We start from the raw sequence: 16,322 nt of genomic DNA, 5'->3' as shown, positions 1-16,322 counted from the left end.
GGTCCTCGGCGTCGTGAGCCGCTCAGGCCCCGGCGGCGTACCCGAGGTCCCCGTCGAGCGCCGCCCGGGCGAGTTCGGGCCCCGGCGCGGCCTCCTGCGCCGCCGCGGCGGCCGACAGCCGGCGCCGCACGTGCTCGGGGAGGTCGAGGACCTGCCGGACCGCGTCGGCGAGCTCGCCGGGCGACGCCGCATTCGGGTCCAGCGCGACGCCGAACCCGCTCCGCTCGACGGATGCCGCGGCGGCGAACTGGTCGGTCGAGAACGGGAGCACCACGAGCGGGACACCCGACCCGATCGCCTCGGAGACCGAGTTGTTGCCGCCGTGGGTGACCGACGCGGCAGCGTCCCGGAGCAGTCGCACCTGCGGCAGGTACTCGCGCACGAGCCAGTCGCCCGGCACGTCGCCGAGCGCGTCCGGGTCCGCCCGCCCGGTCGCGATGGCGGCGCGCACGCCGAGCGATCGGAGCGCGTCGGCGACCCGGCGCAGCACGTCGCCGCGCACCGACAGGAAGCTGCCGAAGCTGACGTGGACGAAGCCCCCGCGCGCATCGTCGAGCCATCGCGCGACGTCATCGGGGACGTCCTCCTCGCGTCTCGTCGAGCCGAGGAAGCGGTGCGGCGGCAACGGCCCACGACCGGGATCGGCGAGCTCCGCCGGGTGGTTGTAGAGCACGAGCGGCCCGTGGCCGGCGAAGGCGTCGTGCCGTTCGCGCGCTCCCGGGTCGAGCGCTCGGGCCGCGCGGTTCCACTCCAGAGCGAACCGATCGGAGACCCTCGCGCACAGCTCTTCGAGCTCGGCGAGCTCGTCCGCGTCGGGATGGATGGCGCGCGGCCAGGCCGGGGGCAGGCCGTACACCTCGTCGCCGACCGGCAGGGCCGTGGGGTGCCCGAGCACCACGTCCCCGTAGTCGACCCCCGCGGTCTCGAGGCCGAGCCGGGCGCTGAAGGCGAGGTGGTCGACGATCACGCGGTCGGCTCGGACGCGGTCGACGATCTCGAGCGTCGCGCGAGCGGACTCGACGGGCCGCCACATCAGGTCGGTGAGCCGTTCGGCCGCCTGGTAGCGCAGGGTCGCGACCGCGCCCTCGCGCGTCGCACGGAAGAAGCCGCGCAGCGAGTCGCCCTCGTCGGCCGGCTGCGCCTCCGTGGACACCACGCCCGGGTTGGAGCCGCGCCCGAGCCTCAGGTCCGTCCGCTCCAGCCCGAAGGCCTCGACGATCGGAGCGGTCGCCGGTCCCGTGGCCACGACGACGCGCTCGCCCCGGTCACGCCACGCGGTCGCGAGCGTCGCGAGCGGGAGCAGGTGCGACGCGTAGTCGGGACTGATCACGAGCAGCGTCATCCGACGCGCTCCGCCGGTTCGAGCAGGGCGGCCTCCTCGCGCGCGACGTCCCGGTACACGTCGCCGAGCCGGCCGGACATGGCCTGGATCGCGAACCGTTCGCGGACCGTCGCCCGCGCCGCCTCGGCCCGTTCGTCGCCGCGATCCCCGCCGGCCGCGTCGAGGGCCCCGCTGAGGGCGTCGGCGAGCCGCTGGACGTCGGACGTGGCGACGAGCGAACCGGTCACCCCGTGCTCGACGTAGGTCGGCGGGCCACCGGAGTCGGGCGCCACGACGTACAGGCCGACGGCCATGGCCTCGAGCAGGGCGAGCCCGAACTCCTCCTTCACGCTGGCGCACGCGTACACGCCGCGCGGGGCGGCCAGGTCGGGCACGCCCGCGCGGACGGCCGCCAGCCACCGCAGCGCGACGCCGTTCGGCCGATGCCCGGCCATCAGCAGCCCGGCGCGCTCGCGCTCGGGGACGAGGGCGTCGATCCGGTCGAGCTGGTCGCGCTCGTCGCGCGAGGGGGCGGCGAGGTCCCCGCCGACGACGAGCAGGTTGACGCGGTCGGCGAGCCCGCCGGCGATCCAGGCCTCGACGAGCGTCGCCATGCCCTTGACCGGGTGCAGGCGGCCGAGCGAGACCACGAGGGGTCGCCCGCGCCGTTCGGCGGGGAGCGTCTCGAGCAGCGAGCGCAGGTCGCGGAGCTCCGGGCCCGGCTCGGCCCCCGCGGCGTGCGCCTCGGCGTCGGCGACGGCCCGATCGACGGTGCCGAGGTCGACCCCCTCGGGCACGATCGTGTGCCGTTCCGGCTGCCGGTCCAGGTCCACGCGCACCAGCCGGCGGAGGTCCTCACGCAGGTCGGGCCGGGGGAAGAGCACGGTGTGGGCCGCGGTCGCGGCGAGGCGCTCGACGAGGCGGGCACGGAACCAGAAGTGCTCGGCGAGGTCGGCCCGCCCGAACCCGGCCCGTGTCAGGCGACCCGAGCGCTCGAGCGACTCGATGACGCCGTGCGGATCCGGTGCGAGGGTGAACACGACCGGCACGCCCGATTCCCTCGCGACCTCGGCCGCCGCCAGCGTGCCCACGTCGGCCATCCGCAGGTGGAGCACGTCGACGCCGCCGGCGGCCCGCATCAGCCGCCGGATGCCGCGACGAGCGGCGACGCGCATCGGCCATGCGGACGACGCGGGGACGGGGTCGGCGAGCAGCGGCACCCGGCCGTAGTCGTGTCCCGGACCCGCGCCGGTGGCGAGCGCGAGGAGGTCGGCGGTCGCCTCGCCGACCGAGCCGCGCGACAGGGTCAGGACGCGCCCGATGGCGGGTTCCGCCGCGAGCGCATCGCCGAGCCGGACCAGCAGCGTCGCGATGCCGCCGGTGTCGCCGGCGCCCGCCGACTGCAGCGACGGGTCGATGTCGGCGTGCAGGAACAGCTGCGCGACGGTGAGCCCGTCGCCGTGCGGGGGCGTCGGGCCCGCGAGGGCGTCGAGGTCGAATGCCGCGAGACGGGCCGCCTCCGCGAGCGGCCCGTCGCCGCGCGCGAGCTGCTCGAGCAGCGCCGGCACGCGCCCGTCTCCGGTGCGGTGGCCGAGCGCTGCGACCGCCGCCACCCGGGCGCCCTCGGGCTCGTCGGCGTCGCGTGCGACGCGGAGCAGGGGTCCGGTGGCGAGCGGCGCGCCGACGAGCCCGAGCGTCTCGACGAGGCGCGTCCGGGCGGATGGATCGTCGACGCCGAGCAGCGCCCCTTCGATGCCGGTGGCGATGGCCTCCGGGGCGACCGAGGACCACTCCTCGAGCGTCCGCTGCGCGATCATGCCGCCGAAGCCTCCGGCGACGACCATCCCGAGCAGTCGTCCGACGGCGTCGAGCCTGGGCAGCCCGGACCCCAGCACCCAGGCCGCGTGCTCGCGCAGGACGGCCCGCTCGTCCGAGAGCAGGCCCGACAGCAGGCGTCCGGCGTCCTCGTCGAGGGCTCCTGCGAGGGCGTGCGCGGCCGCGATCGCGGTGAGGTCGTCCGCACCGCGGGTGGTGCGCTCGAGCAGTCGGATCAGGCGCGTGCCGGGGTCTCGCCTGGCCTCGGCGGCCAGGTCGTCCGCCGCGTGCATCGCCTCGACGATGCCCGGCGCGCGCTCGACCGCCTGCAGTGCGGTGTGTACTCCCACGTCCGGCCCCCATCCCCCCGGGAGCGCCGCGACCGCCGCCTCGGCGGCGCGGCGCGTCCCCGGATGATACCCATGCCGGGTGAAGGTTCCGTCAGCGGCTTGACAGCCGGCGTTCGAGCGCTCCCGGGTCAGGCCCGGGTCGCGGCCCGACGCGACCCGCTCGACGGTCGGCGATTGCCGCGTCGGTCGACGCGATGGCGCGGTGCGCGACGCCCGAGCGGCAGGTCGACGCTCGGGGCGCTGCCCGGATCGGTGCCGCCGTTCGGCTCGGCCGGATAGGGTTCGGCCGAGTCGCGGCGGCTCGGGGTGAACGTCGACCTGGAGACGCTCGGCTCGGCGTCCTCGACGGCGGGGGCGGCCGTCGCGGGAGCCGGGTCGACGGCTTCGCCGGGGTCGCCGGGGTCGCCGGGGTCGCCGGGGGCGAGCGTCAGGTCGAATCGCCTCGCGGCCTCCGCATCGGGGGCGCGGAAGGTCGCCCGACGCCGGCTCGGCGCGAGGGACATCTTGGGCACGGCTGACGGGCTTTCGCTCGACGATTCAGGGGAACGGGCCCCATTCCAGCACGCGCCGATGTGAGGAAGCCTCGCGCGGGCTGGGTGGAGCATGAGAGCGCGTTCATGACGCGCCGAGCGGCGCCGCTCAGGCGGTGGCCCGGCCGCGAGCGGCGCGCATCACGGCGATGCCGGCGAGGACGAGCGGCACCAGCACCAGCATCGCCATGACGTTCACGCCGGGGAACCCGGCGAGGCCGAGCACGACGCCCGAGAGCGCCGCCGCGACCGCCGCCGCGACGTTCATCGCCGCATCCGTGGCCCCCTGCAGCGCGACGCGCGCCGAGGGCTCGACCGACGTGGTGAGCAGCGCGGAGCCGCCGATGAGCGCGGCCGACCAGCCCAACCCCAGCAGGCCGAGCGCGACGGGCAGGATCAGCACCGCGTCGCCCGGCGCGAGCGTGCCGATGACGGTCGCGGCGAGCAGGATGCCGCCGCCGAGCGCGATGACCCAGACGGGGCCGAGGCGGTCGGAGAGCCAGCCCATGATCGGGCTGGCGCCGTACATCCCGAGGATGTGGATGCTGAGCACGATGCCGACGAGCGGGAGGGGAACGCCATGACCCGTCATGTGGACGGGCGTCATGACCATGACCCCGACCATGACGGTGTGCGCGCAGACGATCGCCAGGATCGCGAGCCGCGCCCGAGGGCGTCGGAACGCCGCGGCGAAGGCGGCGCGCGAGCTCACGCGCTCGGTCGATCCGGCGCCGCCCGTGTCGGTGGCGAGTCGGCCGGCCCGCGGAAGGCGGAGGAGCGCGGCCGCGACGATCGTCGCGACCACGAACACGGCGCCCGCCCCCAGGAACGGGCCGACGAACGCCGGCATGCCCGCCGACCGCCCGATCTCGTCGCCGGTCGTGGCCAGCAGCGGACCCGCCACCGAGCCGATCGTCGTCGCCCACAGCACGAGGGACATCGCCCGCGCCTCGAATCCCGGGGCAGCCACCTCGGTCGCGGCGAAGCGCGCCTGCAGCCCCGCGGCGATCGCCGCGCCGAACGCCAGGAACCCGAGGAACACGAGCGGGACCAGTCCGGTCATGGCCGCGACGACGATGAGGGCGGCGCCGATGGCCGAGGACCCGTAGCCGACGGCGAGCGCCACATGCCGTCCCGCGCGCACGGCGATCCGCGCGAGCGGGATCGCCACGATCGCGGCGCCGAGCACGTTGGCCGACTGCGACATCCCGCCGAGCGCCGCCGACCCCGTGAGATCGGTCACCAGGATGGCGGCGAGTGCGAGCCCGGTCGCCACGCCGATACCCGCGAGCAGCTGGTTGACGATGAGGAGCGTGAGCTGGAGTCCGCGTCGTGGCGGCGCCGCCGCGGCGGCCTCGGCGTCGGTGCCGCGGGGCTCTGGGTCGGGTGCGTGCTCAGCCATACTCCGGCGCGGGTGCCAGTCCGAAGAACTCCTCGAGCGTGGTGACGCCGGTGTCGTGCATCTCCTGCGCGAGGTCCGTTCCGACGTAGCGGAAGTGCCACGGCTCGAACTGGTACCCGGTGACGCCCACCTTATCGGCCGGGTAGCGGAGGATGAACCCGAACCGGTACGCGTTGTCGCGCAGCCACACGCCCTCCGGCGTGTCGGCGAGGCAGACGTCGAGCGAGCAGTTGCCGCTCTCGGGGCCGATGTCCATAGTGAGCCCCGTCTGGTGCTCGCTGTACCCGGGGCGAGCCGTGAGCGTGTCGTCGCCGTCGTAGATGGACTGCTGGGTGGAGTACGAGCGGTAGGCGCTGTTCGAGGCGAGCGCCAGGCCCGCCTCCTCCGACGCCGCGCGGAACATGCGGACGATGGCGTCGGACGCCTCGGCGCGCAGGAGCGGCTCCCAGGTGTGGGCGACCGGCACGCTCACGAGGTCGGCGGGCTCGTAGTCGAGAGGATCCAGCGGCCGCAGCTTGTCGACGACGACCCAGATGCTGGCCGGGTCGTCGATCGATCGGGCGTCCCGATCGAACGTGTCGACGGCCACGGGGGGCGTGCTCGCCACCGGGGCCGGGCGCGAGGGGGTGGGGGTGGGCGTCGGCGTCGCGGAGGCGACCGGCGTCGGCGTGGGCTGGTCGCCGCCGCCGGTGAGCGCGATCGCGGCGCCCGCGGCGACGGCACCGATGACGGCGACGCCGGCGACGACGACGATCAGGCGGTTGCGGCGGACTCGGGGCGACGGTGGGGTTGCTGCTCCCATCAGTCGGCGAGCCGCCAGTAGTGGACGTCGGCTCCGGGGTGCTCGACCGTGATCGCCCGGTCGACGTCGCGGTAGGCGCTGTCCTTGGTGTGGCCGGCGAACGCGATGCGCACCTCGCCGTCGTCGCCGCGCTCGATCCGGGTCACGACGCCGGTGTGGTCGCGATCGCCGGAGTCGTCCCAGTCGAACTGCACGATGTCGCCGAGACGCACCTCGTCGCGCTCGTCGTCGTCGAGCTCGGTGGCCAGTTCGGGGTGCCCGGCGAGCCAGGTGCGGAACGCCGTCGAACTCCGCCACGACGGGCTCGACTCGTAGGGGTCGCCGTGGTGGTACCAGTCGGCGCCTTCCGCCCACCCGCGGGCCACCAGGGACTGGCTGGCGAAGTTCACGCAGTCGTTGCCCTCGAGCACGCCCCACTCCTCGTCGTTGTACTCCGACCAGTATGCGAGGACGTAGTCCAGTTGCGCCAGCACGTCCGGATCGCTCGTGCGGTCGGCCGTCAGGTCGGGGTCGGGGTCGGCGTTCGCGGCGGACCCCGCTGCGCCGTCGGACAGGTCGGACGAGGCGTCGTCGGACCCGACGGTGGGCGAGGACATGTCCGCCGCGGCCACCTGCGGGGGAACCGGCGGGATGCCGGCGCAGCCGGTCAGGCCGAGGATGCACACGGAAGCGGCGCCGGCGACGAGGGCGACGGCGCCGCGGCGGACTGCGAGAGCACGGGGCACCCGCTCACGCTAACCGCGGCGGCTCCGAGGACGCCGGGAGCAGCCTGCACGCCGCCGGTGGGTTCGCCCGGCACGGGCTCCACCTGCCGGGTCCCCGCATGCCCGGGATCACGCGGCGGATCGCCGTCCGCCCCCGGCCGACGGTTCTGCCGAGAAGGGTCACGGTGCGGTCACGTTCGAGCCCGGATGAGAGCGCTCTCTTGACAGCACCACTGGGATATGCCTAGCATCGGGAACCGCATCGTGAGAGCGCTCTCACCCCTTCGGGCGTCAGGCTCTCGCGAAGCCCCTGCAACCCCGATTTCCACGCACACAAGGGAGTGACCGTGATGCTTTCACGACGCACCAAGGCGATCGCCGCCATCGCAGGCGCCGCATCGTTCGCACTCATCGCCACCGGCTGCGCCGCGGGCGACGATTCCGGTTCGGAGGCGGCCGACGGCCCCGTCGAGCTGACCATCTCCACGTTCAACAACTTCGGCTACACCGACGAGCTCCTCCAGGAGTACATGGACGAGCACCCGAACGTGACCGTCGTCCACAACATCGCCGCCGAGTCCGGCGACGCCCGCGCCAACTACTTCCAGAAGCTCGGCAAGGGCGGCCTGGCCGACGTCGAGGCGGTCGAGATCGACTGGTTCGCCGAGGCCATGCAGTACTCCGACCTGCTCGCCGAGGCGCCCGACAGCGTCAAGGGCCGCTGGCTCGACTGGAAGGAGGCCGCCGCGACCGATGGCGAGGGCCGCCTGATCGGCTTCGGCACCGACATCGGCCCGCAGGGCATCTGCTACCGCGCCGACCTGTTCGAGGCCGCCGGCCTCCCGAGCGACCGCGAGGGCGTCGCCGAGCTCTTCGACGGCGACTGGGAGAACTACCTCGACGTGGCGGACCAGTACCGCGAGGCCACCGGCAAGCCGATGATCGACTCGGCGAACTCGGTGCTCCAGGGCATCGTGAACCAGATCGAGTACACCTACACCGAGCCGGACGGCACCGTCATCGCGACGGAGAACCCCGAGATCGCCGACGCCTACGAGCTCGTCACCGAGCGCGCCGTCCCGAACTCGGCCTACTCGGGCCAGTGGTCGGACGACTGGTTCGCCTCGATGGCGAACGGCGAGTTCGCCACGATGCTCTGCCCGGGCTGGATGCTCGGCGTCATCTCCGGCAGCGCGCCGGACGTCGAGGGCTGGGACATCGCCGATGTCTTCCCGAACGGCGGCGGCAACTGGGGCGGCTCGTACCTGACCGTCCCGGCCGACGGCGAGAACGTCGAGGCCGCCCTCGAGCTCGCGGACTGGCTGACCAGCCCCGAGACGCAGATGAAGGCCTTCGCCAACGCGGGCACCTTCCCGAGCCAGCTCGAGGCCCTCGAGGGCGACGAGCTCGCCGGCGCCACCAACGAGTACTTCGACGACGCGCCGACCGGTGAGATCCTCTCGAGCCGCGCCGCCGCCGTCACGGTCGCGCCCTACAAGGACGCCGACTACTTCAAGTACCACGACGCGCTCCAGAACGCCGTGAACCGCGTGTTCGACGGCTCCGAGGACGCCACGTCGTCCTGGAACACCTGGGTCGCCGAGGTCGAGGCCTTCTAGGCCGACCGGGGGTGCGGGCCGCGCACGGTCGCGGCCCGCACCCTCCCCGACTCATCCATCCACCTGATCTCGGAGCCATCGTGACCACGACGCAAACGCGCCCTCCGGCGTCGGCGCCCAAGCCCGACGTCGCCGAGAACGCCGACCGGCCGGTCCGCGTGCTCGGATTCCGCCAGAACCTCAGCCGGTGGGACCTCAAGCTCTCGCCGTACCTCTACATCTCGCCGTTCTTCATCATGTTCGCGATCGTGGGACTCTTCCCCATCGCCTACACGGCGGTCATCTCGCTCATGGACTGGGACCTCGTGCGCAACGAGGGCGAGTTCATCGGCTTCGAGCAGTACGTCTGGATCCTGCAGAACCCGCAGTTCTGGACGGCCCTGCGCAACACCTTCAGCATCTTCCTGCTCTCGAGCGTGCCGCAGCTGATCGCGGCGATCGCCATCGCCGCGATGCTCGACCGCAACATCCGGGCCAAGACCTTCTGGCGCATGAGCGTGCTCGTGCCCTTCGTCATGGCGCCCGTCGCGGTCGCCCTCATCTTCGCCAACATGTTCGGCGACAACCACGGCCTCGTGAACGGCATCCTCACCGACCTCGGACTGCCGGCCGTCCCGTGGCACAAGGACCCGTTCTGGAGCCACGTCGCGATCGCGACGATGGTCAACTTCCGCTGGACGGGCTACAACACGCTGATCCTCCTCGCTGCGATGCAGGCCATCCCGCGCGACTACTACGAGGCGGCCACCGTCGACGGCGCCGGGGCGTTCCGCCAGTTCACCCACATCACGCTGCCCTCGCTCAAGGCGACGCTCATCTTCGTGATCATCACCTCGACCATCGGCGGCCTGCAGATCTTCGACGAGCCCCGGATGTTCGACAACACCGGCGAGGGCGGTCCCGCCCAGCAGTGGCTCACGATCACGCTGTTCCTCTACAAGATCGGCTGGGGCGAGTGGAACTTCGGCCGGGCGGCGGCGCTCGCCTGGATCCTGTTCCTCATCATCCTCGTGATCGGCCTGATCAACCTCGCGGTCACCCGCGCCCTGGTCCGGGACGAGGGCACCCGCGCCCCGAAGGCCGGCAAGAAGCAGAAGAAGGGAGTGCGCGCATGAGCTCCCTGAACTCCCCCGCCGCACTGTCCATCGTCGAGTCCAGCATCCCCGAGACGCCCCAGCGCAAGCGCAACCGCACGACGCGCATCAAGGGCCAGCGGGCCGGCATCTGGGTCTACGCGGGCCTCGGGGTCGTGCTGCTCGCCTCGCTGTTCCCGTTCTACTGGTCGTTCCTGATCGGGTCGGGCGACTCCTCCACGATCAACGACCCGAACTTCTCGTGGCTGCCCGGCGGCAACTTCCTCGCGAACGCGCAGACGGTCGTGAACGACCCGGCCGTGAACTTCTGGCCGGCGCTGTGGAACTCGATCTACAGCTCCGCCCTCATCGCGGCGGCCGTCGTGTTCACCTCGACGCTCGCCGGATGGGCGTTCGCGAAGCTGCGCTTCCCCGGGTCGAAGCCCCTGCTCGTGTTCGTGGTCGCGACCATGGCCGTGCCCATGCAGCTCGGCGTCGTGCCGCTGTACATCCTCTTCTCCGACCTCGGCTGGACGGGCGAGATCGGCGCGATCATCATCCCCGCGGTCACCAGCGCCTTCGGCGTGTTCTGGATGACGCAGTACCTCCGCCAGGCGGTGCCCGACGAGCTGATCGAGGCCGCCCGCGTCGACGGCGCATCGATGATCCGCACGTTCTGGACCATCGGCGTCGTGGCCGCCCGCCCGGCCGCCGCGATGCTCGGCCTGTTCACCTTCGTCACGGCGTGGAACAACTTCTTCTGGCCGTTCATCGTGCTCGACCGCAGCGACCCGACCCTGCCCGTCGCACTGTCGCTCCTGCAGTCCAACCACTTCGTGGACTACTCGATCGTCCTCGCCGGCGTGCTGCTGTCGACCATCCCCCTCCTCGTGCTGTTCGTCGTCGCCGGCAAGCAGCTCGTCTCCGGAATCATGCAAGGAGCTGTCAAGGGATGACCACCATCCAGCCCACCACCGGCGCCGCGGCCGCCCCCGCCGCCGCACCGTCGGCCCTCCGCCGCTTCCCCGACGACTTCCTCCTCGGTGCGGCCGCCGCCGCCTACCAGATCGAGGGCGCCGCCCACGAGGACGGCCGGACCGACTCGATCTGGGACGCGTTCAGCCGCGTGCCCGGCGCGGTGATCAACGCCGACAACGGGGATGTCGCCTGCGACCACTACCACCGCTACCGCGACGACGTCGCGCTCATGCGCGAGCTCGGCCTGAACGCGTACCGCTTCTCGACCTCGTGGTCGCGGGTGCGGCCCGACGGCGGACCCGTGAACCCGAAGGGCGCGGACTTCTACTCCCGCCTCGTCGACGAACTGCTCGAGCAGGGCATCACGCCCTGGCTCACGCTCTACCACTGGGACCTCCCGCAGGCCCTCGAGGAGCAGGGCGGCTGGGCGAACCGCGACACCGCGTACCGGTTCCGCGACTACGCGCTCACCATGCACGACGTGCTCGGCGACCGCGTGAAGATCTGGACCACGCTCAACGAGCCGTGGTGCTCGTCGTTCCTCAGCTACACCGCGGGCGCCCACGCGCCGGGCCGCCAGGACGTCGCCGCCGGTCTGCAGGCCGCGCACCACCTGCTGCTCGGCCACGGACTCGCCGTGCAGGCGCTGCGCGAGCGGGACGAGTCGCTCGAGCTCGGGATCACGCTGAACCTGACGGTCGCGAAGCCAGTCGACCCGACGCACGCGGGCGACCTCGACGCCGCGCGCCGCATCGACGGCCAGTTCAACCGCGTGTTCCTCGATCCGATCTTCCGCGGCCACTACGCGGGCGACCTGCTCGCCGACGTCGGCCACCTCGGCCTGCGCGACGCGATCCGGCCCGGCGACCTCGACATCATCGCCGCGCCCATCGACGCACTCGGCGTGAACTACTACCACGGCGAATACGTCAGCGACCGGCCGGCGGCCGACCCCATCGAGGGGAACGCGCCCACCGACCGGCCGATCCGCTCGCCGTTCCCGGCGGCCGACGACGTGCACTTCCACTCGCAGGGCCTGCCGCGCACCGGCATGGGGTGGGAGGTGCAGCCCGACGGGCTGCGCGAGCTGCTCGGCCGCGTGCATCGCGAGTACACCGGCCCGGCCGACGTGCAGCTCTTCGTCACCGAGAACGGCGCGGCCTACGACGACGAGGTCGCCGAGGACGGCGCGGTGCACGACGTCGAGCGCACCGGCTTCCTGCTCTCGCACCTCGACGCCATCCTCGACGCGATCGACGAGGGCACCCCGGTGCAGGGCTACTTCTACTGGTCGATCCTCGACAACTACGAATGGGCCTGGGGCTACGACAAGCGGTTCGGCATCGTCCGGGTCGACTACGAGACCCAGGAGCGCACGATCAAGGACAGCGGGCTCGCGTACCAGCGCGTCATCCGGGAGCGCGGGCTGCCGCCGGCATCCTCCCGCTGAGCGCCGGCGACCGACCCGACCCGACCCGACCCGAACCTCCCACCGAAATAGACTGGCTGACATGACGAGCACGATCGGATCCGGAGGGCGGGCATCGGCGCCGACCCTGGAGATGGTCGCGCGCGAGGCGAACGTGTCGCGGGCGACCGTGAGTCGCGTCGTCAACGGCTCGCCCAAGGTCTCCGCCGAAGTGGTCCGCACGGTCAACGCGGCGATCGACAAGCTCAACTACGTGCCCAACCGGGCGGCGCGCTCCCTCGCGAGCCGCACGTCCGGGGCGATCGCGCTCGTCGTGCCCGAGGACACCCGGATGTTCTTCGGCGACCCGTACTTCGCCGCGATCGTGCAGGGCATCACCCGCCGGCTCGACGACAGCGAGTACCTGCTGAACCTGCTGCTGTCGACGAGCGATCCCAATCGCAAGACCGTGCGCTACCTGCGGTCCGGGGTGGTCGACGGCGCCCTCGTCGTCTCGCACCACGAGGGCGACCACCAGCTCCACGAGGCCGCGCACGAGATGCCCATCGTGTTCGGCGGCAGGCCGCCGAACATCACCGACACCGACATCTTCGTCGACGTCGACAACCTCGAGGGCGGGATGACCGCGACCGAACGGCTCATCGCCGTCGGCCGCAAGCGCATCGGCACGATCACCGGCCCGCTGGACATGCCCGCCGCGGTCGACCGCCTCGAGGGCTTCCGGCGCTCGATGGCCACCGCCGGCCTCCCGGCCGACGCGGTCGAGTCCGCGGACTTCACCGTCGCCGGCGCGGTCGCCGCGACCCGTCGCCTGCTCGACCGGGCGCCCGACCTGGACGCGATCTTCGTCGCGAGCGACCTCATGGCCACCGGTGCGCTCGCGGTGCTGCGTGAGCGCGGCCGGCGGGTGCCCGAGGACGTCGCGGTCGTCGGGTACGACGACAGCCCCGCCGCGACCTCGTCGGCCATCCCCCTCACGACCGTGCACCAGCCGTCCGAGGAGATGGGCTACAAGATGGCCGACCTGCTCCTGCGCCTGCTCGCCGGCGAGGACGTCCCCCACCGCAACATCATGCCCACGCGGCTCGTGCGCCGGATCTCGGCGTAGGCCGGCACCGCCTCCGCCTCACCTCAGGCCTCGAATCGCACGTCCGCGGCGTCCGCGAACCGACGCCGCATGACCTCGATCGCCTCGGGGTGCTCGTCCACGAGCACGAAGCGGCGTCCCAGCGCCCGAGCCACGGCACCGGTCGTCCCGGACCCGGCGAAGGCGTCGAGCACCCAGTCGCCGGGTCGGCTCGAGGCCTGCACGATGCGGCGCAGCACGCCCTCCGGCTTCTGCGTCGGGTACCCCGTCTTCTCGCGCCCCGTCGGTGAGACGATCGTGTGCCACCAGACGTCGGTCGGGAGCTTGCCGCGCGCGGCCTTGTCGGGCGTCACGAGCCCGGGCGCCATGTACGGCTCGCGATCCACCGCGGCCGAATCGAACCAGTAGGCGGCCGGGTCCTTCACGTACACGAGGATCGTGTCGTGCTTCGTCGGCCATCGCCGCTTCGACTTCGCCCCGTAGTCGTACGCCCAGATCAGCTCGTTGAGGAAGCACTCCCTGCCGAAGAGCGCGTCGAGCAGGACCTTCGCGTAGTGCACCTCGCGGTAGTCGAGGTGCAGGTAGAGCGTGCCGTCGGGTGCGAGCAGCCGCCACGCCTCGGCCAGTCGCGGCTCGAGGAACGCCCAGTAGTCCTCGAACCGGTCGTCGTAGCGCATGAGGTCGCCCCGGATGCGCTCGTACCGGGTGCCGGCGAAGCCGGTGACGGTCCGCCGGGCCGCGGGCAGGTCGGCGTCGGTCGTCGCGTCGTCGGCGCCATCCGTCGCACCGGAGCGCACGTGTCGCAGCGACTGCCGCGTCTGCGCCCGCCCGGTGTTGAACGGCGGGTCGAGGTAGACGAGGGTGAACCGGCCGTCGGGGAACGTCGACAGCACGTCGAGGTTGTCGGCGAGGATGACGCGGTCGGGCTCGTCGTCGGACACCGCTCAAGTCTGCCAGCGCACCGTCAGCCCTAGGTCCCGGGCCGGGGCGCGCCGTCGTCCTATCCTGTGGTCGACGAGCCGCCCGCCCGGCGGGCGCTCGGGCCGTCGCTCCCCGCTGCGATCGGAGGTCGGGTCATGCGCGCCTTGGTCGTCTCCGAGAGCACCTCGGGCGATGCCGGCCGCCTCGCCGAGGCGATCGCGGCCGGCCTGCGCGGAAGCGAGGGGGTCGAACGCGTGGACCTCGTGTCGGCCGCGGAGGCGCCCGTCGCGCTCGATGCGGAGATCGACCTCGTCGTGGTCGGCGGATCGTCGTCGGGCCCCGCAGCGTCGGCCCCGCCGGGGCCCGTGACGCACGAGTCGACCGCACCCGGCGAGGCCGCGGCGCTCGCGGCACGCGGGATCCGGGACTGGATCCGATCGGTGCGGATGACCGCGGCACCGGTCGCGGCGGCCACGTTCGACACGCGGACGCCGGGCCCGCGGTGGCACGGCTCGACGGCGAGGCGGGCCATGCGCGCCCTCATCGCCAAGGGATTCCGGTCGGTCGAGGCGCCGACCTCGTTCACGCTCGCGGGCGTCTCCGGCTCGCTCGCCGACGGCGAACTCGAGCGCGCACGAGCCTGGGGTGCGACGCTCACCGACGACGGGTGAGCCGGGGCTCAGCGACCGACGTCGAGCCGGATGCTGCCGCGGAAGCGGTCGGGGTCGTCGTCATCGGCCGCGGGCGCGGCGAACGCGATGCCCTTGTCGCCGTCGCCGGGCAGCGGGGCCGGGACGGGGAGCCGGGCCTGGCGGTCGGCCTCGACCTGCGCCTCGTACTTGCGCGGCGCGAAGACCTCGTCGCCGATCATCAGCACGGCGGCGCCGCTCGGCCGGCCCTTCTTGGTCTTGTCGGACAGGTCGATCCATCCCAGGCGCACGGCCAGCATCACGAGCGCGATCGCCGCGCCCGCGATGAGCAGGATCATCCACCAGTCCACCCGGCGATCATAGACGGCCCGACGCTCCCCCACGTTCAGCGGTTCCACAGGCGCCCACCCACCCGCGTTCTTCAGGAGTCATCCGGCGGGTCGTCGCGATGCGGCGCGTCCTCCTGAGAAACGGGCGGATACCGCGGCCGGCTCCTGAGAAAGGCGCGGGTTCCGCGCCCAGCTCCTCGGGACCGCCCGGTTCTGCGGCCGGCCCCTGCGACGCGCGGGGGTCAGGGCACGCGCTGCAGCCAGTCCTCGGTGGCGAACTTCGCGGCGACGAGGGCCTCCGCCTCGGCGAGCTCGTCGGCCGAGACCGTGCCGGGCGTCGCGCCGTAGAGGCCTGCGAAGGTCTCCTTGAGGCGGTCGATGACCTCGGCGCGGGCCAGTCCGGTCTGCGAGCGCAGCGGGTCGACGCGCTTGGCCGCCGACGCGATGCCCTTGTCGCTGATCTTCTCGCGGCCGATGCGCAGCACCTCCAGCATCTTGGCGTTGTCGAGGTCGTATGCCATGGTCACGTGGTGCAGCACGCCTCCCGAGCCGAGGCGCTTCTGCGCGGCGCCCCCGATCTTGCCGGCCGGGCTCGCGATGTCGTTGAGCGGCTGGTAGGTCGCATCGATGCCCAGCGAGCGCAGGCCCTGCAGCACCCAGTCGTCGAGGAACGCGTACGAGTCGGCGAAGCTCATGCCCTGCACGAGTTCGGCCGGCACGTACAGCGAGTAGGTGACGACGTTGCCCTTCTCCATCATCATCGCGCCGCCGCCGGAGATGCGACGCACGACGTCGAAGCCGTAGCGGGCCGCGCCCTCCGGGTCGACCTCGTTGCGCACCGACTGGAACGAGCCGATCACGACGGCCGACTCCTCCCACTCCCAGAACCGCAGGGTCGGCGTGCGCCGCCCCTCGCCGACGCGCGTCGCGAGCACCTCGTCGAGCGCGAGGTGCAGGCGCGGCGGCACGGCCGCATCGTGCACGATCTCCCACTCGTAGTCCGACCAGGTCGTGGCATCCGTGATGGCGCGGCGCACCGCCACCGCGATCGCCTCGGCCGAGAACCCGAGCATGACCGCATCGGGTCGCAGTCCCTTGGCGATCGCGGCCGCGATCTGCTTGGCGTCGGATGCCGCGGGCAGGCCCTCGAGCGACCGGTTCAGGTCGTCCAGCGCCTCGTCCGGTTCCAGGAAGAAGTCGCCCGCCACGCGAGCGTTGCGGATCGCGCCGTCGACGACGTCGAAGTCGACCACCACGAGCTTGCCGCCGGGCACCTTGTACTCACCGTGCATGGCTCCAGCCTACGGATGCC

General features: G+C 72.8%; 15 protein-coding genes. 6 read left to right on the top strand and 9 right to left on the bottom strand.

Annotated features, from left to right (window positions below):
- Positions 1–22 precede the first annotated feature (22 nt).
- The 6 genes from ABME01_RS11125 to ABME01_RS11100 form a co-directional block, all read right to left on the bottom strand.
- Positions 23–1,342 (bottom strand): nucleotide disphospho-sugar-binding domain-containing protein, encoded by a 1,320-nt coding sequence (locus tag ABME01_RS11125; RefSeq protein WP_353828476.1) that lies wholly within the window; start codon positions 1,340–1,342, stop codon positions 23–25.
- A complete protein-coding gene (locus tag ABME01_RS11120) occupies positions 1,339–3,486 on the bottom strand; it encodes a glycosyltransferase (RefSeq protein ID WP_353828474.1) in 2,148 nt (715 codons plus the stop codon). The genes ABME01_RS11125 and ABME01_RS11120 overlap by 4 nt, the downstream gene beginning before the upstream one ends.
- A gap of 128 nt (positions 3,487–3,614) precedes the next feature.
- Positions 3,615–3,998 carry a hypothetical protein gene (locus ABME01_RS11115; protein WP_353828473.1) on the bottom strand — a complete coding sequence of 128 codons (384 nt, stop codon included), beginning with the start codon at positions 3,996–3,998 and terminating at the stop codon, positions 3,615–3,617.
- A 127-nt stretch (positions 3,999–4,125) separates the two neighbouring features.
- Positions 4,126–5,418, bottom strand: a complete 1,293-nt coding sequence (locus ABME01_RS11110) for an MFS transporter (RefSeq protein WP_353828472.1) — start codon at positions 5,416–5,418, stop codon at positions 4,126–4,128.
- Positions 5,411–6,220 (bottom strand): M15 family metallopeptidase, encoded by an 810-nt coding sequence (locus tag ABME01_RS11105; protein WP_353828471.1) that lies wholly within the window; start codon positions 6,218–6,220, stop codon positions 5,411–5,413. Before ABME01_RS11105 ends, ABME01_RS11110 begins: the two co-directional genes overlap by 8 nt.
- The gene (locus tag ABME01_RS11100; protein WP_353828470.1) at positions 6,220–6,945 is read right to left on the bottom strand and encodes an amidase domain-containing protein; all 726 of its coding nucleotides are present in this window, start codon (positions 6,943–6,945) and stop codon (positions 6,220–6,222) included. Before ABME01_RS11100 ends, ABME01_RS11105 begins: the two co-directional genes overlap by 1 nt.
- 329 nt (positions 6,946–7,274) lie before the next feature.
- Between ABME01_RS11100 and ABME01_RS11095 the strand changes: the two genes are divergently transcribed.
- The 5 genes from ABME01_RS11095 to ABME01_RS11075 all read left to right on the top strand — a co-directional run bounded on the left by ABME01_RS11095 (position 7,275) and on the right by ABME01_RS11075 (position 13,131).
- The gene (locus ABME01_RS11095) at positions 7,275–8,543 is read left to right on the top strand and encodes an ABC transporter substrate-binding protein (protein WP_353828534.1); all 1,269 of its coding nucleotides are present in this window, start codon (positions 7,275–7,277) and stop codon (positions 8,541–8,543) included.
- 80 nt (positions 8,544–8,623) lie between these two features.
- Positions 8,624–9,658, top strand: coding sequence for a carbohydrate ABC transporter permease (locus tag ABME01_RS11090; RefSeq protein WP_436407428.1), 1,035 nt, complete (start codon positions 8,624–8,626; stop codon positions 9,656–9,658).
- Positions 9,655–10,572 carry a carbohydrate ABC transporter permease gene (locus ABME01_RS11085; RefSeq protein WP_353828469.1) on the top strand — a complete coding sequence of 306 codons (918 nt, stop codon included), beginning with the start codon at positions 9,655–9,657 and terminating at the stop codon, positions 10,570–10,572. The genes ABME01_RS11090 and ABME01_RS11085 overlap by 4 nt, the downstream gene beginning before the upstream one ends.
- A complete protein-coding gene (locus ABME01_RS11080; protein WP_353828468.1) occupies positions 10,569–12,044 on the top strand; it encodes a GH1 family beta-glucosidase in 1,476 nt (491 codons plus the stop codon). The genes ABME01_RS11085 and ABME01_RS11080 overlap by 4 nt, the downstream gene beginning before the upstream one ends.
- 61 nt (positions 12,045–12,105) lie before the next feature.
- On the top strand, positions 12,106–13,131 hold the full coding sequence (locus tag ABME01_RS11075; protein ID WP_353828467.1) for a LacI family DNA-binding transcriptional regulator: 1,026 nt from the start codon (positions 12,106–12,108) through the stop codon (positions 13,129–13,131).
- Positions 13,132–13,154: 23 nt separating this feature from the next.
- Here ABME01_RS11075 and ABME01_RS11070 read toward each other — a convergent pair whose 3' ends face one another.
- Complete coding sequence (locus ABME01_RS11070) at positions 13,155–14,051, bottom strand: DNA-methyltransferase (RefSeq protein WP_353828466.1); 897 nt, start codon at positions 14,049–14,051, stop codon at positions 13,155–13,157.
- Between the two features lie 135 nt (positions 14,052–14,186).
- On the opposite strand from ABME01_RS11070, the gene ABME01_RS11065 reads away from it, so the two are divergent.
- Entirely contained in the window at positions 14,187–14,702 is a 516-nt protein-coding gene (locus tag ABME01_RS11065; protein ID WP_353828465.1) for a hypothetical protein, read from the top strand.
- A gap of 8 nt (positions 14,703–14,710) precedes the next feature.
- On the opposite strand, the gene ABME01_RS11060 is transcribed toward ABME01_RS11065, so the two are convergent.
- Together ABME01_RS11060 and lplAB are read right to left on the bottom strand one after the other, a co-directional pair.
- Positions 14,711–15,031: a hypothetical protein gene (locus tag ABME01_RS11060; protein ID WP_353828464.1), complete on the bottom strand. Its 321-nt coding sequence runs from the start codon at positions 15,029–15,031 to the stop codon at positions 14,711–14,713.
- A 221-nt stretch (positions 15,032–15,252) separates the two neighbouring features.
- Positions 15,253–16,302 carry a lipoate-protein ligase LplAB gene (gene lplAB / locus ABME01_RS11055; protein ID WP_353828463.1) on the bottom strand — a complete coding sequence of 350 codons (1,050 nt, stop codon included), beginning with the start codon at positions 16,300–16,302 and terminating at the stop codon, positions 15,253–15,255.
- Positions 16,303–16,322: the final 20 nt, after the last annotated feature.

This window comes from Agromyces litoreus (assembly GCF_040496015.1).
Taxonomy (GTDB): Bacteria; Actinomycetota; Actinomycetes; order Actinomycetales; family Microbacteriaceae; genus Agromyces; species Agromyces litoreus.
The sequence above is the reverse complement of the archived record's forward strand: the minus strand, read 5'-3'. Positions and strand labels throughout refer to the sequence as shown.